Raw genomic sequence first — 16,317 nt, 5'->3', positions numbered from 1 at the left:
GGACAGGAAATATAATGACAGAAGTACAAGAATTAAAAGCAGAATTACAACAAATTAAAAATAATAATTATGCTGTACCAGAAGATGTAGATGCATATCCATATGCACAATGGATGCTAGATTATATCGGATCACCTGATGCTGAATTACGTGATGATTTGATTTATAGTACGCTTCACACGTGGATTACAAATGATGTATTTCGACAAAAAGAATTACGAGGATTAATGCTACAAGCAATTAGTCCTGATTATTTATTTTATAAAATTGGTGAAAAGGGAACAGACTCTGTTTTTAAACGTGCGTTCTCCGTATTGATTCCACCACTTATTTTATCTGTTCATGAAAGAGAACCACTGTTATCTGAAGAACAACTGTATAGTGTGGCAGAACAAGTTCTGGAATATGTATATTTAGAAGAAGATGTAAGGGGTTACGTAGAAGGAAAAGGCTGGGCACATTCTACTGCACATGCGGCAGATGCACTAGATGCTTTAGCACGTACAATACAAAATCGTGAGTTTTCATATGCAATACTAGCTGCTGTTCGTCAAAAAGTTCGTATGAGTGACTACGTATACATACACTTTGAGGATGAGAGATTAGTAACGCCAATTATGTCGTTACGTAATCAAAATCTTTTAACTGAAGAAGAGTGGAGCAACTGGCTACATAGTATAGCAATTGTTGAAGACATCCGACATCCTCAGCATGCTATTTTAGTACAAAATATTAGAGCTTTCTTAAGAAGTTTATATTTTACAGCTTTAGAGAATGAGGGTGTTACTGCCTTTACAGATGATATATTGGAGACTTTGAAGGATTTGCGTAGGTATTAAAAAAGGTCTTTGAATTGGAAATTTTAAAAGAAATCCATACTTAGAAACAAAGAGAAAATATTAATTTTGAAAAATTTATTAGAAATTTATTTTTACATTGTACCCTTTCAGTATAGGCTGAAAGGGGTGTCAAATGAAAAAATTATTGAAGATAGTAAAGATTATATTTTTGGTGTGTAGTAGCATTATTTTCCTTGGAACAGGCGCTGTATTTATATATCATAACTATCAATTAAGAATGGAATCGAAATTAATGAACAATGAAGGGGAACTTGTTAATTTCAATAATAAAAAAGTGAATGTTTATGACGAGGGGAGCGGGAAGGATACGTTTGTATTTATGGCCGGATCTGGAATTGCCGCTCCTGTTTATGAATTGAAAGGATTATATAGTGAATTTTCGAAAGAAAACAAGATTTCTGTAATTGAGAGGGCTGGTTATGGATACAGTGATGTTTTTCATGATGATAGAGATATTGATACGATATTAGAACAAACGAGAGAAGCGCTTATTAGAAGTGGGAATAAACCTCCCTATATTTTAGTGCCACATTCTCTATCGGGTATAGAGGCTATTTATTGGGCACAAAAATACCCAAGTGAAGTAAAAGGGATTATTGGGTTAGATATTGGTTTACCTAATCAGTACGTAACTCATAAAATAGACGAGGTTGATTCATTAATAATAAAAGGGATGAATATTTTAACGAAAATTGGTTTTCAGCGATTAGCTCCTTCTATTACTTATAATCCCGAAGTAATTCAGCAATCCTTTTTAACCGAACAGGAAAAAACTATTTATAAAGCGCTCTCATATAAACAAGCTTTTAATGATAATATGAAGCAAGAACTTTTACAAAGTTACAATAACAGTAACAAATCTAATTCCTTATCATTCCCAAAAGAAACACCAATTTTATTTATAGATGCGATTGCTAGGGAAAATAAAAACTCGAAATATACAAAGCAAAAAAACAGAGATTATGAGGAGTTTGCTAGCAAGTTATTGATAGCTGATGTGAAAAAAATTGAAGGTACACATAGTATTTATTTACACGCTCCTGATGAAATATACAAACTTGCAATGGATTTTATTAATAATAAAGTAGTGAAGAACTAAGCTATTGTTATTTTAGTGATGGAAGGTCTACATAATGAAAGAATATAACATATTAATTGTTGAAGATGATTTGATGATAGGGAATTTATTACAAAAAATTTTGCAGCGTGAGAAGTATAAAGTGTATTGGGAGAAAGAAGGAAAGAATGTTCTTGATGTAATTCATGAAATAGATTTAGTCATAATGGATGTTATGTTACCAGGTGAAGATGGTTATCAAATTACAAAAAAAATAAAAAATCTAGGATTAAATATTCCAATCATATTTCTATCAGCTCGGAATGATATTGATAGTAAACTAAAAGGTCTTACCATTGGAGAAGAATACATGATAAAACCTTTTGATCCTCGAGAATTATTGTTAAGAATTCAGAAAATGTTAGATAATCAATATGGTACTTTCACGCAAATTAAACATTTATTTATAGATGCAGAATATAAAAGGGTTTTCATTAATGGTTTGCGTGATGAAGTTGTGTTTACAGCGATTGAGCGTAAAATATTTTTCTATTTGTATGAAAATAGGGATAGAATTCTAACAAAAGAACACTTCTTTGATTACTTATGGCAACTCGAAGATAGAAATCAAAATATCATGAACGTACATATAAAGAAAATTAGGACCAAAATCGATGATAAAACAGGTAACATTATTCAGAACATATATGGAGAAGGGTATAGATTAAATACCTTTATGAAGAAATGAAATTAAAGAAGAAATATCAGTTATTACTATTCACTGCTATTATTAGCGTACCATTGTTATTACTGTCGATTAGTATCTTTGTATCAGTTATTTATAATGTTGCCTTTAAAACTAAAAACAAGAACATTCCTTTTCATGAATCCTTTGCATATCCTACTATGTTAATCATATTTTTATTATCACTATTAGTATTAGCTTTTGTATTTTCAAAATCAATTAATACATTATTAAATAAAATTAATGTATTAAATCAAACGATTCGAGATTTAGCAAGTGATAAAAAAATTCCAAATATAATAGATGTCAAAAGCGATGATGAGATGGGGGAACTGATTAAATCAGTAAACTTGCTTATAGAAAGAACGACTTATCGAGAATTAGAACTACAACAACAGGATCAAATAAAAAAGGAACTATTAAATAAATTACGGCATGATATTAATACACCCTTAACAGCGGTTAGATTACAATTATATTATTTAGAAGGCGAATACGAAGGACAAGCACCAGTACTTGAATCAATGTATGGGCAGATACAATATATAAGTGATTTAACTAACGAATTTAATATTCAATCTACAGAGACATTAGAGAATACTTATATTGTGAAGGATGAAGTGAATATACAAAATTTAATAGAAAACATGGTTAAAAAATGGAGCTATTTGTATAGCATTCATAAAATTGAATTAGTATATAATCCACAAGAAAAAGAGTTGATATGGAATAGTAATGAGTTATGGATTCAAAGGCTATTCGATAATATTTTTCAAAATGTGCTTAAACATTCAAAAGCTAACAAACTTGAGATTCTCATAGGTGATGATATTGTTTTCTTTAGAGATAACGGGATTGGGTTTGATATGAATAGTAAAGGAACGGGGCTCGGCTTAAAAAATATTGAAGATATATCAAAGATGTTCGATATAAAATACACTTTACAATCAAATAGTGAGGGGACTATGTTTTCATTTGAAAACACTCAAAAGAATATTTAAATTTCTAGTGTAAGTTGTATTAGTAACATCTATCATGTCGTTACAGAACCAAAAGCTTTTAACTGAAGAAGAGTGGAGTACGTTTTTTACACAGATGCTATATTGAAGATTTTGAAGAAACGACATAGATATTAAAAAGACTACCGAATTAGAGCATGTGGTTCATCACCAGATTCCATCATAAAAGAGCATTTAAACAAAGAATAAGATTTAAAAACCGATTATTTCTGTGGGTTCCCTACAAAAATAATCGGTTTTTTAGTTGAATTGAAATTTTAGAATTAATTATACACGAGCTTATATGTAACGAATTTATTAAATATGTAGTTGCGGATTTTCCTCATATAAAGTATTCACATATTGTTTTAAATTCTTGATGAATAATAGAATATCCTGACTAGGCATTCTAGCATGTTGAAGATGAAATATGTTTCCTTTTCCGATTTCTAATTCGTTTGAAGTCAAAGTAATAGGAACATTTCTAAAGGCATGCCATGGGAAATACAAGTGTACAAAAGTTTCTCTAAAATATATACCAGGTTCACAAATTAATACTCCATCGGATCCTTTACCCAAATTACCAAGGACTGATGTATCTAAAAAAGCAATGATTTTTTCTTCTTTTGGAATAATATATTTTGCTCCAATTTCCTTTAACTTTTTGTGTGAAATATGAGTATCTACAAATAAACCATTATCAGGTTCTAATAATTCATCATGCGTCTCAAACAAAGAACAGATTGATTTTATCTCATTAATTTTTATAACTGGATGTATATCATTTTTCTTTGAATTATGGAAAGAACTTATAAGAGTCATAAGTAATTCTTTAAATAACAGTGGCGGATAATCGCTTCCGCTAATATTAAAGCTTTTTTGTGCATCAAAAGATAAAAAGCCATCTTTATCAATTTCAATTTGTTGCACTTCATTTAATTGATCCCATGTCATATTCCCTGTACCTAATAACCAATTTTTCCAGTATAAACCTGAACTTGTAAAGTAAACGCCATATTTTCCTGATCCAAACAAATTACAACTTAAAAAAGCGATAATTTGGTCATCTGTTGGTATAGAAAAACGTGTATTTGCAATTGATAAGAAATCTTTAGGTATTCTAGTAACATAAAATCTAGACTGCTGATAGTCTAAACAAATATCAGTTAAACGATTAATATCTATATTCAACATAATCATTCTCCATTTCATATTTTTTTTCGATATAAATAAATTATAATATTATCAGGAAAATATTAACACTTTAATTAAGCTTAAATTGAGAGATACTCTATAGGATTCTAAAATGAATTTGTATTAGATTGAAAAAATTATGATTCGGGTTATCTCTTTGAGGGAGTGTATTTTTGTGAACTTGATGGAAGAAGTACATAAAACCAATACCTTCCAAACATACTAATAAAATGTTTTGGAGGTGAGTTTATTGGATAAAAAAGACTTTCAAAAAGTTTATAATGATTACTTACATCAAGGAGAAGAGCAAGCTCAATTGGAAGTAGCCAGGGAAGTCGATTCAGGAGCAGAACACATTGTTGCTGTTCGTAAAAATGATGATGGGGATTTGATTGCTTTTAAAACAAGTGGCGGAAGAGAGTTAGATTATATTACTGCTCTTGATGAAGCAAAATCAGGGAAGTTAGCTCATGTAGACGTATTTCATAAGTATGGTAGGGATATTATACGTAGTGAACCGGATGGTATGAAAGAGAATAACTTAGATAACTTACCGTCTTTTTGAACGGGTAAACCTCAAGAAGAGAATGTTCATTTGGATATTCTCTTCTTTTTTTGCTAAGCTTTCCCTACAAATAGAATGTTCATTTCTAAAGTGAAATTACACTTTTAAAGAGCTCTCTAAATTTCTCTTTATCTTCTGCTGTAAATGGTTTTGGCCCCTTTGTACGCTTGCCGCTTTTTCGAACCATTGCACTTAAATACCGTGTTTGCAATAGTTGGTCAATGTTTTCATTCGTATACTTATAGCCTTTATGGTGTAGAACGATACAGCCTTTTGCTAAAGCGAGCGAAGCAAGACCGTAATCTTGCGTTACGATTAAATCTTCTTTTTTTGCTAACTGCATAATTCGGTAATCCGCAGCATCTGCTCCGGAATCAACATAAATTGTTTCCACACCTGCTGGCTGCTTAGCATTAGAATAATGAGAAAAGCTAGTAACGAGAGTAACAGGAATTTCTGCATTCGTAGCTTCAAAAATAATCACATCTTTTACAGGACAAGCATCTGCATCAACATAAATTTTCATATTTATCACTCCTATAAATAGGTTCGAGTTGATAATAATGGTAGATTTAGGTTTTGTCAAACGAGAATGCTCTATCCTGCATTAACGGGCAGTATGATTCCAACCTCAAAAATAAGTGATTACGAGGAAGTTAGGTGGTGGATCAACTCTCCATAAAAGTCCGATTGGTGAAGGCTAATAATCAGTGGGGATGGACAGAACCCCCGCTGATTAAAGTTATTTTTCACAAATCAAAATTGCCTCACGCAAACGAGAAATACCTTCCTCAATTTGATCAATATTCACCTTCCCGTAAGATAAACGAATATAACCATCTTTCGCGCCGAAAATACTACCCGGCATAAAGGCGATTTCTTGTTTTAAGCTTTGCATAATGAGCTGTTTTTCGTTTATCGGTTCGTTTAATTTTCCCCATATATAAATACCACCAGTAGGCTTTGAAAAAGAGATTTTATCATGAAGTTGCTCGTTTAGAGCGCGGACGATAATATCTCTTTTTTCTGCCAGTTGTTTTCGTAACGGTACGATATGTGACTGGAATGGAACGGTTTCGAAAAATTGTTGCATAAGCCACTGGGGGAATATACTCATTCCTAATTCCATTTGGTGCCGTGCATCGGATAATCGTTCTACTACTGACTGCGGAGCGACAAGCCAGCCAACTCGTAACCCTGGCGCAATCATTTTTGATAAAGAATGTACATAAATGACAGTTCCATTTTCATCAATTGATTTCAAAGTAGGGCAAGGTTGTTTATTTTCTAGCGTAAGTAAACTAGACGGATCATCTTCAACGATTGCAATTCGTAAGTCCGCACAAAGTGATAGCAGTTTTTTTCTCCGATTTGGATGCAGCATCGTTCCAGTAGGATTTTGGAAATTTGGATTTAAAAAGATCATTTTAATACGATGCTTTCTATATAACTCTTGCACATCGTCTGGATTAATACCGTGTTCATCGACAGGCAAAGGAAAAATACGAATACCTGCTGATTGGAATAGCGGTAATGAATAGCAGTGAGAAGGACTTTCGAAAGCGACTGCATCACCTGGATTTAATAAACATTGTACGATAAGGTGAAGTGCTTGCTGCGCGCCAGATGTAATCATAATCGACTGTTCGGTCGCTTCAATTTTTAAATAATCCTTCATATATTTTACTACCGCTTGTCTTAGCGGGAGATAGCCCTGCGGATGATCGTAACTTAATGACTGTGTTAACGGTTGTTCTCGTAAAATCATTTGTAGTTGATCGTGAGGATAAAGGTTACAACCGAGCTCTCCGTTTGCGAAATCAATCATGTTTTCATTTTGCTGTACTTCTGCCCGAATATGGCGAAGTAACGGTAAATTTGGTAAGAAAGTCCCGCCTTCTACGAAACCTCTCCAGTTCGGCGTAAATGTTGGAGAAACGCCCCACATATGTGTACTCACACGTGTACCTTTACCGGTCGTGCTTTCTACAATTCCCATTGCGCGAAGTTCATTATAAGCAGTCGTTACCGTACTGCGGTTTACATTTAACTGCGTAGCTAATTTCCGTTCTGAAGGGAGGAAGCTACCTGGGGGAAGCTCTCCATATGTAATGCGTCTTTCAATAAAGTCAACAACTTGCTGATAAATTGGGATTTTGCTGTCGTTATCTAGCTTCCATTCCATACAAACGCCTCCGCATCTCTTAACTACATCAAGTATAACAAATTGGCTGGGTAAAAAAACAGCCAATTGGACGGTGTTATATCCAGCCAATTTTACTATGCTAAATAGGGAAGGGGAGATTCGGATGAAACGATGGCAAATGGAATGGCTCCTAGTATCAGTTGCGTTAGTATGGGGAGCAAATTATACAATTGGAAAGTATGGCGTGGCATTTATGTCATCCATTCAATTTAATAGTTTACGATTTTTAGTAGCATCACCGGTATTATTACTTATTACATTTATTATGGAACGCTCACTTCGTATTGAAAGAAAAGATTGGTTACGATTATTAGCAGTCGGTATCGTTGGTACGACAATGTATCAAACGATGTTTATGCTATCTGTGAAATATACTTCAGCAACGAACGCCTCATTATTAATTGCGATGTCACCTATATTTACAGGGATATTAGCAGTATTGCACAAACAAGAACGCTTTTCGATGAAAGTACAAATTGGTTCAACAGTAGCCTTTATTGGTGCAGCACTCGTTTTATTGACAGGGCATTCAGGAGGAGCAAATTATGAGTATGCGTGGCTCGGAAATGTAATTGGATTAGTCGCAGCAGTCGCGTGGGGATGGTATCCAATTTTAGCGCAACCTCTTATTACAAAATACTCCGCAATGAGAGTCACATCATGGTCTACTTTAATTGGAATTGTACCACTCGTTGTATATTGTTTATTCAACGTAAATACATTAACGTGGCCAGTAGATATGCCAAGCTGGGGTTCTCTAGCATATTCAATCGTCTTTGCGACAATTTTCGGACTTGCAATGTGGTATGTCGGTATTAGTAAAATCGGTTCAACGAAAGTAATGGTTTATATGTATCTCGTACCATTGTTCGCAGTTATCTTTGCGGCTGTAACAATTGGAGAGCAAATAAACATGATGCAATTAGTTGGCGGGTTTATTATCTTCATCGGATTATATGTTGTAAAAAAAGGCGGAGTGAAGAAGCCAGCTTTCAATTTAAAAAAAGCAAGTTAATAGTGAAAAGGATCTCTTTCAAATAGAAGGAGATCCTTTTTGTTTATGCGATAAAAGCGCTTGTTCAACAGCCCATTTTTGATGATCGTGAAGTAAATGTTCTATAGCAAGCGATGGAGACATCCACCTTAAAATATGATCCTCCTCACAATTTTCGGTTTGCTTATGTACCATGTTCGCAATGTAAAAGAACCCATCGTTTAAATAATATGTATCTTCCTTTTCCGCATAAAAATATCGCGCTGCATTACCGATATACTGTTCGATTTCAATTGTCCATCCTAATTCCTCGAGTAATTCACGATGCAAACATTCTTCTTTTGTTTCATTACCTTCCATATCGCCACCTGGTAAAAAGTAACGTTCTCCATTTTGAATGATAGCTATGTTTGAAGTAGTTGGATCAAAAATAACCGCATAACAGCTCGGCCATAATACATACTGAACAGTAGTTATTTTAGAACCAAATGTGAGTTTCGAAATCATAAAAAACGACCTTTCTCTATAAAATACATAAAAGGGATAATAAGGTAAATGTCGAATTATATTAAGATAATCATAGTTGATTGGAGTGATAACAAAATGATAAATCGAAAATGTTCAAGGTGTAAAGAAATAACGGGTACAATACATGGTGGTAAAAAAATAAATGAAGAATTTTTGTGTGAAGATTGTCTGCAAAAAGGAATTGCGAGCGGGGAAATCGAATTATCACAAGTGGAGAAAGAACAAACTTCGTATCTTTCTATAAAAATATTAAAAATAATGAGTGTTATTTATTTAATATCATCCGTTTTAATGGCCGTATACGCTGGAACACTTATACATGATCCAGGCTTTGTTAAACTATCATTTTCAGGATCAGGTGCAGTTGGCATTATTATGCTAGGGTCAATATTCCAATCTGCTCTTGTATTTTGTGGTATTTGGGTATTCATTCTTTTAGTAGAAACGGTTATTAAAATTTATGAGAAAATGAAGTGAGTGAGAGGGAGAAATACATGCGAGTAAGAAACATTCAAGGGGAAGATTATGTAAAGATTCATTCCGTCTTAAATGATTGGTGGGGCGGAAGAGATATGGCTAATATGTTGCCAAAATTGTTTTTCGTTCACTTTCAAGAAACGAGTTTTATCATTGAAGAAGAAGGAGAAACGTTAGGTTTCTTATGCGGATTCTTTTCACAAACTCATAAAGAGGAAGCGTACGTTCATTTTATCGGTGTAAATCCGAAATATAGAAGAAAAGGAATCGCATCGACATTGTATTCTTATTTCTTTGATGTTGCTCGCGCAAACAATCGTAAAGTTGTAAAAGCAATCACGTCACCAGTTAATAAAAAATCAATACAATTTCATCAAGGAATTGGCTTTCAAATTGAAGCTGGGGATGATGAAATAGAAGGTGTATCCATACATACAAATTATGACGGGAACGGCGGGAGTAGAGTATTATTTTTAAAATATGTGTAAAGTAGGCTAACTTAAAGTTAGCCTTTTTGTTGTGAGGAGGTATGAATATGGAGAGTTCTCAAAGTAGAAACGAGTATTTACGACGTATTTATAAAGTGCAAGACTATATAGAATCAAATATAAATGATTCGCTTTCCATTGAAGATTTAGCTAATGTTGCAGGCTTTTCAAAATTTCATTTTCATAGAATTTTTAAAGGGATGATGGAAGAGCCGTTATCTCGGTATGTGAATCGTTTGAAATTAGAGAGGGCAACACATTTACTTACATATCGTATGGATATGACGGTTACAGATATTGCTTATCATTATGGTTTTACGGATTCAGCAATTTTCTCCCGGACATTTAAAAGTCAGTACGGAGTAAGTCCGTCTCACTATAGAAATCACAATAGCAAGAATTGCAAAGACGTTAGCGAAGGTTCTCAATACAATGAGTGTAAGAAGGTTCGAGGAGAGGTCGAAATTGTAACAGCGGACAAAGTAAACGTCGCATACATAAGACACGTAGGTACATATAAGGATTTAGCTATAGATTTTCCAAAAATGATAGGAAAGCTATTTCATTACGCAGCGGAGCAAAACTATCATGTATTTGAGGATACGAAGATATTAACAATTTATCATGATCATCATGAGTTTACTGAGGACTATCATTTAAGAACAAGTCTATGCATAACAATTCCAAATGGAGTAGAAGAAGGAAATAGTGAAGTGGGACTAATGACAATACCATCAGGGAAATATGCAGTAGGCCACTTTGAAATATTCCAAGATGAATACAAAGGAGCATGGAACTTTTTATATGGTGAATGGCTCCCGAATAGCGGATATAAACCGAGAGATTCGTATCCTTTTGAAGTATATAGAAATGATCCAAGGCAGCATCCGGAAAATAAACATATAGTCGATATATATGTACCTATCGAACCTTTTTAATCATAGATTAAGGGGGAAGAACGATGAAAACTGCTGAACAGTTAGATTGTGTTGTAAAAGAAGAATACAAAAATATAAATGGTGTGTTAGTTGTACAAAAAGGTAATGTCGTTTTTGAAAACTATTATAATGGTTACGGTCCAGATGATGCATGTCATGTAGCATCAGTAACAAAAACGATAATCTCTGCATTAATTGGGATATGTGTAGATAAAGGTTATATAAAAAATGTTGATCAAAAAGTAATAGAGTTTTTTCCTGAATATAATCTTAAGTCATCTGAAATAACAGTGCGGCATCTTCTTACAATGACAGCTCCATATCCTTATGCAGATTGGCAGGAACCGCTAGAAGAACTGTGTACACAAAAGGATTGGGTACAGTATACACTCAGTAGAATTGGGAACGGCGGGCAAATTGGCTCTTTTAAATATTCATCTGCAGGAGCTCATTTACTATCAGCAATTATTACGAGTGTAACAGGGAAAAGTGCTCGTGAGTTTGCGAATGAATACTTATTTCAATCAATCGATATGAGAGAAATTCCAAACTACAATATGAAAGCATTTGGATTTGATGACTTATTCGGAAAAGATGTGAAAGGATGGGTACACGATCCAAATGGTATTTCGACGGGCGGTTGGGGACTTACGTTAACGGTTAGAGATATGGCTAAGTTTGGACAATTGTATTTGAATGAAGGTATTTATGGTCGAAAGCAAATTCTTTCAAAATCATGGGTAAAAGAATCGACAATAATGAACGAAAATCTATATGGGTACTTATGGTGGTTACGAGAAGAAGATGGTATCTTTTCATATTGTGCCATGGGCGATGGTGGAAATGTGATTTGTTGTATACCGGAGAAGGAATTGGTGGTGGCGATTGCATCTGAAATTGTACATGAAGCGAAGGATATATGGGAATTAATTAAGCGATGCCTATAGTTAACTTTAAAAATCCTCCTACACTGCAGGAGGATTTTTTCTTTTACTAAAGTTTATTTGAAAATTAAAATTTAAAAAATCCTTTTTTGTTTATTTTGTATATTTGCTACTAATTCTAGCCTACTAGTTTAGCTGTTAATGCAAATATAATTATATTTGTATAATAAAAACATTTCATGTATAAGTATAATATGTTAATATCATAGCTGGAATGGAGAAAGGTATGTGCATTTTCCGCATGAATAAATAGGGTGTTTTGTTGTAAGAAGGGAAAAGGAAGGTATTTAGGTATGTATGGTATTTTTATGTTTTTATTAGTATTAGGAATGATAATCAGTGGGTTATTCATTGTTAGATTTCATAAGAGAATGGACTGGCAAAAAAGAATGAAAGCAATTGTAGCATGTCTCGGATGTTTTTCAGTTGCATTCATTTGTATTGTATTTGTTCCGAAAAAGGACACTTTTACGGTAAATGAATCGAAAGTAAGTGAGGAAACGACAAATGAAGAGGATTCAAAAAAAGAAGAAGTAACTTCGTCGGATGAAGTAAAGAAAGATAAAGAGCCTATATATAAAGAGTATAGTACAGAAGAAATAAAATCTTTGTTTATTACTGGTATGAGTACTAAGGAATTTGATGATAAAAAAGAAGAGAGTAAAATAAAAGTACGAAATTATAATAACTATAATCCAGCTGGATTATACACATTTGATACTAAAGAGGGACAAATTGTAGCAGTAGTATTAAATGCAAAGGAAGTAATTAAAGTTGAAACATTAAATAATCAAGAATTATTAGGGAATTTCATTAAAGATGAAGAAAATAGGATGAACGAAGAAAAAAGAATTGCAAATGAAGAAGCGAATAAGCAATTAAAGGAATTATATGAAAGTAAAAAGAATAAAATGGAAGGTTCTGGAGACTCAGTCACAAATAAAATGCAACTAAATTCAGGATTAGTATTCTTTGATTTTAATAATACGGGTTCAAGAAACTTTATTGTACATCTAAAAGATAGTAGTGGTAAGACGATAGAATTGCTAGTAAACACTATCGGAAATTATTCAGGAAAAGTATCTACTGCTATTCCGGTAAGTGGAGAATATTATTTAGAAGTAAAATCAAGTAGCAACTGGAATGCTACTGTAACACAAGAAACACCACCTGTATCTGAAAAGGTTCCAGGTACGATTAATGGTCATGGTGATGACGTAGTTTTCATCGATGTTCCAAGTGGAAACCACATTGTTAAATTAAAACATACAGGTTCAAGGAATTTTATTATTAAAGTGAACGATCAGAATTTGTTAGTAAATAAAATTGGTACGTATGAAGGGTCATCTTCTCAAGTTTTCAAGAATTCAGGGATGTATAGCTTTGCGGTAAAAGCAGATGGTGATTGGAGCATTACAATAGAGTAGTATAATTTATTTATATCTCTTTTAATAAAATGAAAAGTTAATATAAAAAGAAACCCTTTTGATTAATTTTTCAAAAGGGTTTCTTTTTTAGCTCTCGCTACATTAGGAATTAAAAATGAAAAATTAAAAGATGCGAAAGAGGGAACTTAGAAATTGTAGTGAAAAATAAAACATCCCCGTGATACCTTTTTTCTGTAATTGTTAACTATTCTTTAACTTTTCGAGGTATAAGGTACATCATGCCGAGCACAATTGCTAGCAAGATAAATTTAATAAATTCTATTAGGCTGGCATCCCACTTGTTTTGCAATCCATCTGTTAAATAAAATACATTAAACATACCATGTAAAATTGCGGGTGGTACTACAGAATGACCATACTCTCTCGTGTACGTCAAAATTATAGATAACATGAATAATAACGAGAAATAACTTAATATTCCTACAAACCAAAACTCATAATTTTTATAAAAGATTGCTACTGGTATATGCCATAAAGACCAGAGAAAAGCTGTAATAATAGCTGTGTGTATGAATGAATATTTTTTTCGTAAATAGTAATGAAAATTTCCGCGCCATATAATCTCTTCTAATAATGCAGATAAAGATCCGACTGTAAGACCAACGAGTAAGAGAAATCCTAATTCATTCCAATGATTATATAAGAACTTAATATCATAAATATAAAAATAAAAATGGAGACATAGTCCTAGAAGTAGTGGAAATAAAATGGAGAAGATTAGTGTTTTTATTTTTGGACGTGAAATTCCCAATGTATGAACTATTTTTTGTTTCTTATATAATTTTTGATACAAAATAACTGCTAAAAGCGGAACAACCATCGTAAATCCCAAATAATTACGACCATTTTCTATGTTCAGCAAGATGATATATACAATCGATGTGAGAAAATAAATACATAATGTTGAATGATAAACTATGTTTCTATTAATATTTTTCACCTACCTAAGTATATATAAGTTGTTAATCGAATATCCGATATTTTAATTATATATGAAATGAAAATAGACGGAATGAAAAATTTCATAAAACAATTTTGTTTTAAATTAACCGTCTACTCCCATATTTAAAAATTGAACAAGTTGATCATTTAAATAACTTGTATTATAAGAAAAATCATTTTGATACCACTCAATAATGATGCCAATAATCGCATTTGCTTGGTAGGAACAATAAAGTGAATGGTTCACTCCTTCTTTAAGCAAAGCCTCATTATCTTGAAGTAACAAATGCTTTATTTCCTCAAAAAATAAATAATAGTACATTAAAGGAACCTTTTTGGAAAAAACAATTCTATAGAATGATTTATATTTTTCGATATGATGAAAAATTCGAATTGTAGAAGGATCTAATTTACTAGTTTTCAATACTGATACGTAGCGATAAGGTTCTTGATAAGAACGTGTCAAATCTGCTGTAATTTCTTTAAAATACTCCTCAAATAAATCTTCTACTTGTTTATAATGCAAGTAAAATGTACCACGATTTATTTTTGCCTTTCTGCAAATTTCCGAGATGGAGATGACTTCTAAAGTTTTTTCATTTAATAATTCTAACAATGCGTTATGTAACGCCTCTTTTGTTTTCACAATACGCATATCTGTACGCATCATTTTTTTCACCTCTTATTGAACACATTTCATACGATTTGTTAATTATTGAACATTTATCGTTTTTTTGCTCATTGTAAGCGTTCTTTTATATTATTATAATTTTTATTGAACAACTGTGCAATAAAAGACAAAGGGGGCCGTTTCAGATGAGATTAAAAGGTAAAGTAGCAATTGTCACTGGTGCTGCGTCAGGCATGGGGAAAGCAATTGCAGAAGGTTATGCAAAAGAAGGAGCAAAAGTCGTTGTATCAGACTTAAACTTAGAAGGGGCTCAACATGTAGTACAAGGAATTAAAGCTACAGGTGCAGAGGCCATTGCTGTTCAAACAAACGTTACCTCCGATGAAGATGTCCAACGTCTTTTCGATGAAACAAAACAAGCTTATGGGAAATTAGATATTCTTGTTAATAATGCAGGTATCATGGATGGAATGGAGCCTGTTGGTGAAGTTTCAGACGAACGCTGGGAGAAGGTTTTCTCTGTGAATACAGTATCTGTAATGAAAACAATGCGTATTGCAGTGAATCTATTCTTGGAACAAGGACACGGTACGATCGTCAATAATATTTCTGCAGGTGGATTATATGGTGCACGTGCTGGTGCCGCTTACACAGCATCTAAACATGCGGTCGTTGGCCTAACAAAAAACACTGCCTTTATGTATGCGAACAACAACATCCGTTGTAACGGTATCGCTCCTGGAGCAGTCATAACAAACATTGCTTCTACAATGACAAATGTGAGCGAATTTGGTGCGAGCCGCCAAGCATTAGGTATGGCAATTAATCCACGTGCTGGACAACCAGAAGAAGTTGCACAACTGGCTATCTTCTTAGGTTCAGACGAAGCTAGTTTCGTAAACGGACAAGTGATTTCTGTAGACGGCGGCTGGACTTCATATTAATTTTAATTCAAGTATATAAAAGTAAATAAATTTTGAAAAAGCAATGCTCCTGTCAACTTGGCAGGAGCATTTTCCGTATAAATAAGCATTTTCATAGATTGGATGACTTTACGCTATAGAGTAATGAATAGACATAAGGAATAGAGGTTTGTTATTAATTGAATGTAAATTATGTTTTGGGAATGTAAAATTTTCCATACCTAATTTTATGGCGTGTTTTTCTAAGTATAATGAAAATACTAAATATTTCCGTACATATGTAAACTCTAATTCAAACATCATTAGTTAATTTCCTTAATGTATCTCGATGAATTAGGTTCACTCAGTAATTGCATAGTAAAAAGAAAAGTCCATTCAT

At 33.1% G+C, this 16,317-nt stretch carries 18 protein-coding genes; 12 read left to right on the top strand and 6 right to left on the bottom strand.

What is annotated here, in order from left to right; all coding sequences use genetic code 11:
• Positions 1-14 precede the first annotated feature (14 nt).
• The 4 genes from MHI07_RS14220 to MHI07_RS14205 all read left to right on the top strand — a co-directional run bounded on the left by MHI07_RS14220 (position 15) and on the right by MHI07_RS14205 (position 3,663).
• Positions 15-839, top strand: coding sequence for a DUF2785 domain-containing protein (locus MHI07_RS14220; protein WP_340824557.1), 825 nt, complete (start codon positions 15-17; stop codon positions 837-839).
• A gap of 133 nt (positions 840-972) precedes the next feature.
• Entirely contained in the window at positions 973-1,959 is a 987-nt protein-coding gene (locus MHI07_RS14215; RefSeq protein WP_340824555.1) for an alpha/beta fold hydrolase, read from the top strand.
• A gap of 34 nt (positions 1,960-1,993) precedes the next feature.
• Complete coding sequence (locus MHI07_RS14210) at positions 1,994-2,665, top strand: response regulator transcription factor (RefSeq protein ID WP_340824552.1); 672 nt, start codon at positions 1,994-1,996, stop codon at positions 2,663-2,665.
• Complete coding sequence (locus MHI07_RS14205; RefSeq protein ID WP_340824549.1) at positions 2,662-3,663, top strand: sensor histidine kinase; 1,002 nt, start codon at positions 2,662-2,664, stop codon at positions 3,661-3,663. The genes MHI07_RS14210 and MHI07_RS14205 overlap by 4 nt, the downstream gene beginning before the upstream one ends.
• A gap of 315 nt (positions 3,664-3,978) precedes the next feature.
• Here MHI07_RS14205 and MHI07_RS14200 read toward each other — a convergent pair whose 3' ends face one another.
• A complete protein-coding gene (locus MHI07_RS14200; RefSeq protein WP_340824548.1) occupies positions 3,979-4,854 on the bottom strand; it encodes a hypothetical protein in 876 nt (291 codons plus the stop codon).
• A gap of 250 nt (positions 4,855-5,104) precedes the next feature.
• On the opposite strand from MHI07_RS14200, the gene MHI07_RS14195 reads away from it, so the two are divergent.
• Positions 5,105-5,419, top strand: coding sequence for a DUF3892 domain-containing protein (locus MHI07_RS14195; RefSeq protein WP_002161285.1), 315 nt, complete (start codon positions 5,105-5,107; stop codon positions 5,417-5,419).
• Positions 5,420-5,504: 85 nt separating this feature from the next.
• On the opposite strand, the gene MHI07_RS14190 is transcribed toward MHI07_RS14195, so the two are convergent.
• Positions 5,505-5,945 carry a YaiI/YqxD family protein gene (locus MHI07_RS14190; RefSeq protein WP_002161286.1) on the bottom strand — a complete coding sequence of 147 codons (441 nt, stop codon included), beginning with the start codon at positions 5,943-5,945 and terminating at the stop codon, positions 5,505-5,507.
• 216 nt (positions 5,946-6,161) lie between these two features.
• The gene (pdxR, locus tag MHI07_RS14185; protein ID WP_340824544.1) at positions 6,162-7,604 is read right to left on the bottom strand and encodes a MocR-like pyridoxine biosynthesis transcription factor PdxR; all 1,443 of its coding nucleotides are present in this window, start codon (positions 7,602-7,604) and stop codon (positions 6,162-6,164) included.
• 124 nt (positions 7,605-7,728) lie between these two features.
• Here pdxR and MHI07_RS14180 point away from each other — a divergent pair, with 124 nt between their 5' ends.
• Positions 7,729-8,640: a DMT family transporter gene (locus tag MHI07_RS14180; RefSeq protein WP_340824540.1), complete on the top strand. Its 912-nt coding sequence runs from the start codon at positions 7,729-7,731 to the stop codon at positions 8,638-8,640.
• An 18-nt stretch (positions 8,641-8,658) separates the two neighbouring features.
• On the opposite strand, the gene MHI07_RS14175 is transcribed toward MHI07_RS14180, so the two are convergent.
• Positions 8,659-9,126 carry an NUDIX hydrolase gene (locus MHI07_RS14175; RefSeq protein WP_340824538.1) on the bottom strand — a complete coding sequence of 156 codons (468 nt, stop codon included), beginning with the start codon at positions 9,124-9,126 and terminating at the stop codon, positions 8,659-8,661.
• A 96-nt stretch (positions 9,127-9,222) separates the two neighbouring features.
• On the opposite strand from MHI07_RS14175, the gene MHI07_RS14170 reads away from it, so the two are divergent.
• The 5 genes from MHI07_RS14170 (at position 9,223) to MHI07_RS14150 (ending at position 13,421) form a co-directional block, all read left to right on the top strand.
• The gene (locus tag MHI07_RS14170) at positions 9,223-9,624 is read left to right on the top strand and encodes a DUF3980 domain-containing protein (protein ID WP_340824537.1); all 402 of its coding nucleotides are present in this window, start codon (positions 9,223-9,225) and stop codon (positions 9,622-9,624) included.
• Between the two features lie 17 nt (positions 9,625-9,641).
• Entirely contained in the window at positions 9,642-10,112 is a 471-nt protein-coding gene (locus MHI07_RS14165; RefSeq protein WP_340824534.1) for a GNAT family N-acetyltransferase, read from the top strand.
• A 47-nt stretch (positions 10,113-10,159) separates the two neighbouring features.
• Positions 10,160-11,050, top strand: coding sequence for an AraC family transcriptional regulator (locus MHI07_RS14160; protein ID WP_340824532.1), 891 nt, complete (start codon positions 10,160-10,162; stop codon positions 11,048-11,050).
• A 23-nt stretch (positions 11,051-11,073) separates the two neighbouring features.
• Positions 11,074-11,997 (top strand): serine hydrolase domain-containing protein, encoded by a 924-nt coding sequence (locus tag MHI07_RS14155; RefSeq protein ID WP_340824529.1) that lies wholly within the window; start codon positions 11,074-11,076, stop codon positions 11,995-11,997.
• Positions 11,998-12,302: 305 nt separating this feature from the next.
• Positions 12,303-13,421: a tripartite tricarboxylate transporter TctB family protein gene (locus MHI07_RS14150; protein ID WP_340824527.1), complete on the top strand. Its 1,119-nt coding sequence runs from the start codon at positions 12,303-12,305 to the stop codon at positions 13,419-13,421.
• A 205-nt stretch (positions 13,422-13,626) separates the two neighbouring features.
• Here MHI07_RS14150 and MHI07_RS14145 read toward each other — a convergent pair whose 3' ends face one another.
• Together MHI07_RS14145 and MHI07_RS14140 are read right to left on the bottom strand one after the other, a co-directional pair.
• Positions 13,627-14,382, bottom strand: coding sequence for a CPBP family intramembrane glutamic endopeptidase (locus MHI07_RS14145; protein ID WP_340824525.1), 756 nt, complete (start codon positions 14,380-14,382; stop codon positions 13,627-13,629).
• Positions 14,383-14,487: 105 nt separating this feature from the next.
• Positions 14,488-15,054, bottom strand: a complete 567-nt coding sequence (locus MHI07_RS14140) for a TetR/AcrR family transcriptional regulator (protein ID WP_088078835.1) — start codon at positions 15,052-15,054, stop codon at positions 14,488-14,490.
• A gap of 146 nt (positions 15,055-15,200) precedes the next feature.
• Here MHI07_RS14140 and MHI07_RS14135 point away from each other — a divergent pair, with 146 nt between their 5' ends.
• Positions 15,201-15,959, top strand: coding sequence for an SDR family oxidoreductase (locus MHI07_RS14135; RefSeq protein WP_002200050.1), 759 nt, complete (start codon positions 15,201-15,203; stop codon positions 15,957-15,959).
• The last annotated feature ends 358 nt before the right edge of the window (positions 15,960-16,317 follow it).

Origin of the sequence: Bacillus sp. FSL H8-0545 (genome assembly GCF_038006105.1) — a bacterium.
GTDB lineage: Bacteria > Bacillota > Bacilli > Bacillales > Bacillaceae_G > Bacillus_A > Bacillus_A cereus_U.
This window is presented reverse-complemented; position numbering and strand designations above follow the sequence as displayed.

What these genes read in the sequence shown, in the direction of transcription:
- MHI07_RS14220 (WP_340824557.1), top strand. Translation starts at nt 15, where the DNA reads ATGACAGAAGTACAAGAATTAAAAGCAGAATTACAACAAATTAAAAAT.
- MHI07_RS14215 (WP_340824555.1), top strand. Translation starts at nt 973, where the DNA reads ATGAAAAAATTATTGAAGATAGTAAAGATTATATTTTTGGTGTGTAGT.
- MHI07_RS14210 (WP_340824552.1), top strand. Translation starts at nt 1,994, where the DNA reads ATGAAAGAATATAACATATTAATTGTTGAAGATGATTTGATGATAGGG.
- MHI07_RS14205 (WP_340824549.1), top strand. Translation starts at nt 2,662, where the DNA reads ATGAAATTAAAGAAGAAATATCAGTTATTACTATTCACTGCTATTATT.
- MHI07_RS14200 (WP_340824548.1), bottom strand. Translation starts at nt 4,854, where the DNA reads ATGTTGAATATAGATATTAATCGTTTAACTGATATTTGTTTAGACTAT.
- MHI07_RS14190 (WP_002161286.1), bottom strand. Translation starts at nt 5,945, where the DNA reads ATGAAAATTTATGTTGATGCAGATGCTTGTCCTGTAAAAGATGTGATT.
- pdxR (WP_340824544.1), bottom strand. Translation starts at nt 7,604, where the DNA reads ATGGAATGGAAGCTAGATAACGACAGCAAAATCCCAATTTATCAGCAA.
- MHI07_RS14180 (WP_340824540.1), top strand. Translation starts at nt 7,729, where the DNA reads ATGAAACGATGGCAAATGGAATGGCTCCTAGTATCAGTTGCGTTAGTA.
- MHI07_RS14175 (WP_340824538.1), bottom strand. Translation starts at nt 9,126, where the DNA reads ATGATTTCGAAACTCACATTTGGTTCTAAAATAACTACTGTTCAGTAT.
- MHI07_RS14170 (WP_340824537.1), top strand. Translation starts at nt 9,223, where the DNA reads ATGATAAATCGAAAATGTTCAAGGTGTAAAGAAATAACGGGTACAATA.
- MHI07_RS14165 (WP_340824534.1), top strand. Translation starts at nt 9,642, where the DNA reads ATGCGAGTAAGAAACATTCAAGGGGAAGATTATGTAAAGATTCATTCC.
- MHI07_RS14160 (WP_340824532.1), top strand. Translation starts at nt 10,160, where the DNA reads ATGGAGAGTTCTCAAAGTAGAAACGAGTATTTACGACGTATTTATAAA.
- MHI07_RS14155 (WP_340824529.1), top strand. Translation starts at nt 11,074, where the DNA reads ATGAAAACTGCTGAACAGTTAGATTGTGTTGTAAAAGAAGAATACAAA.
- MHI07_RS14150 (WP_340824527.1), top strand. Translation starts at nt 12,303, where the DNA reads ATGTTTTTATTAGTATTAGGAATGATAATCAGTGGGTTATTCATTGTT.
- MHI07_RS14140 (WP_088078835.1), bottom strand. Translation starts at nt 15,054, where the DNA reads ATGATGCGTACAGATATGCGTATTGTGAAAACAAAAGAGGCGTTACAT.
- MHI07_RS14135 (WP_002200050.1), top strand. Translation starts at nt 15,201, where the DNA reads ATGAGATTAAAAGGTAAAGTAGCAATTGTCACTGGTGCTGCGTCAGGC.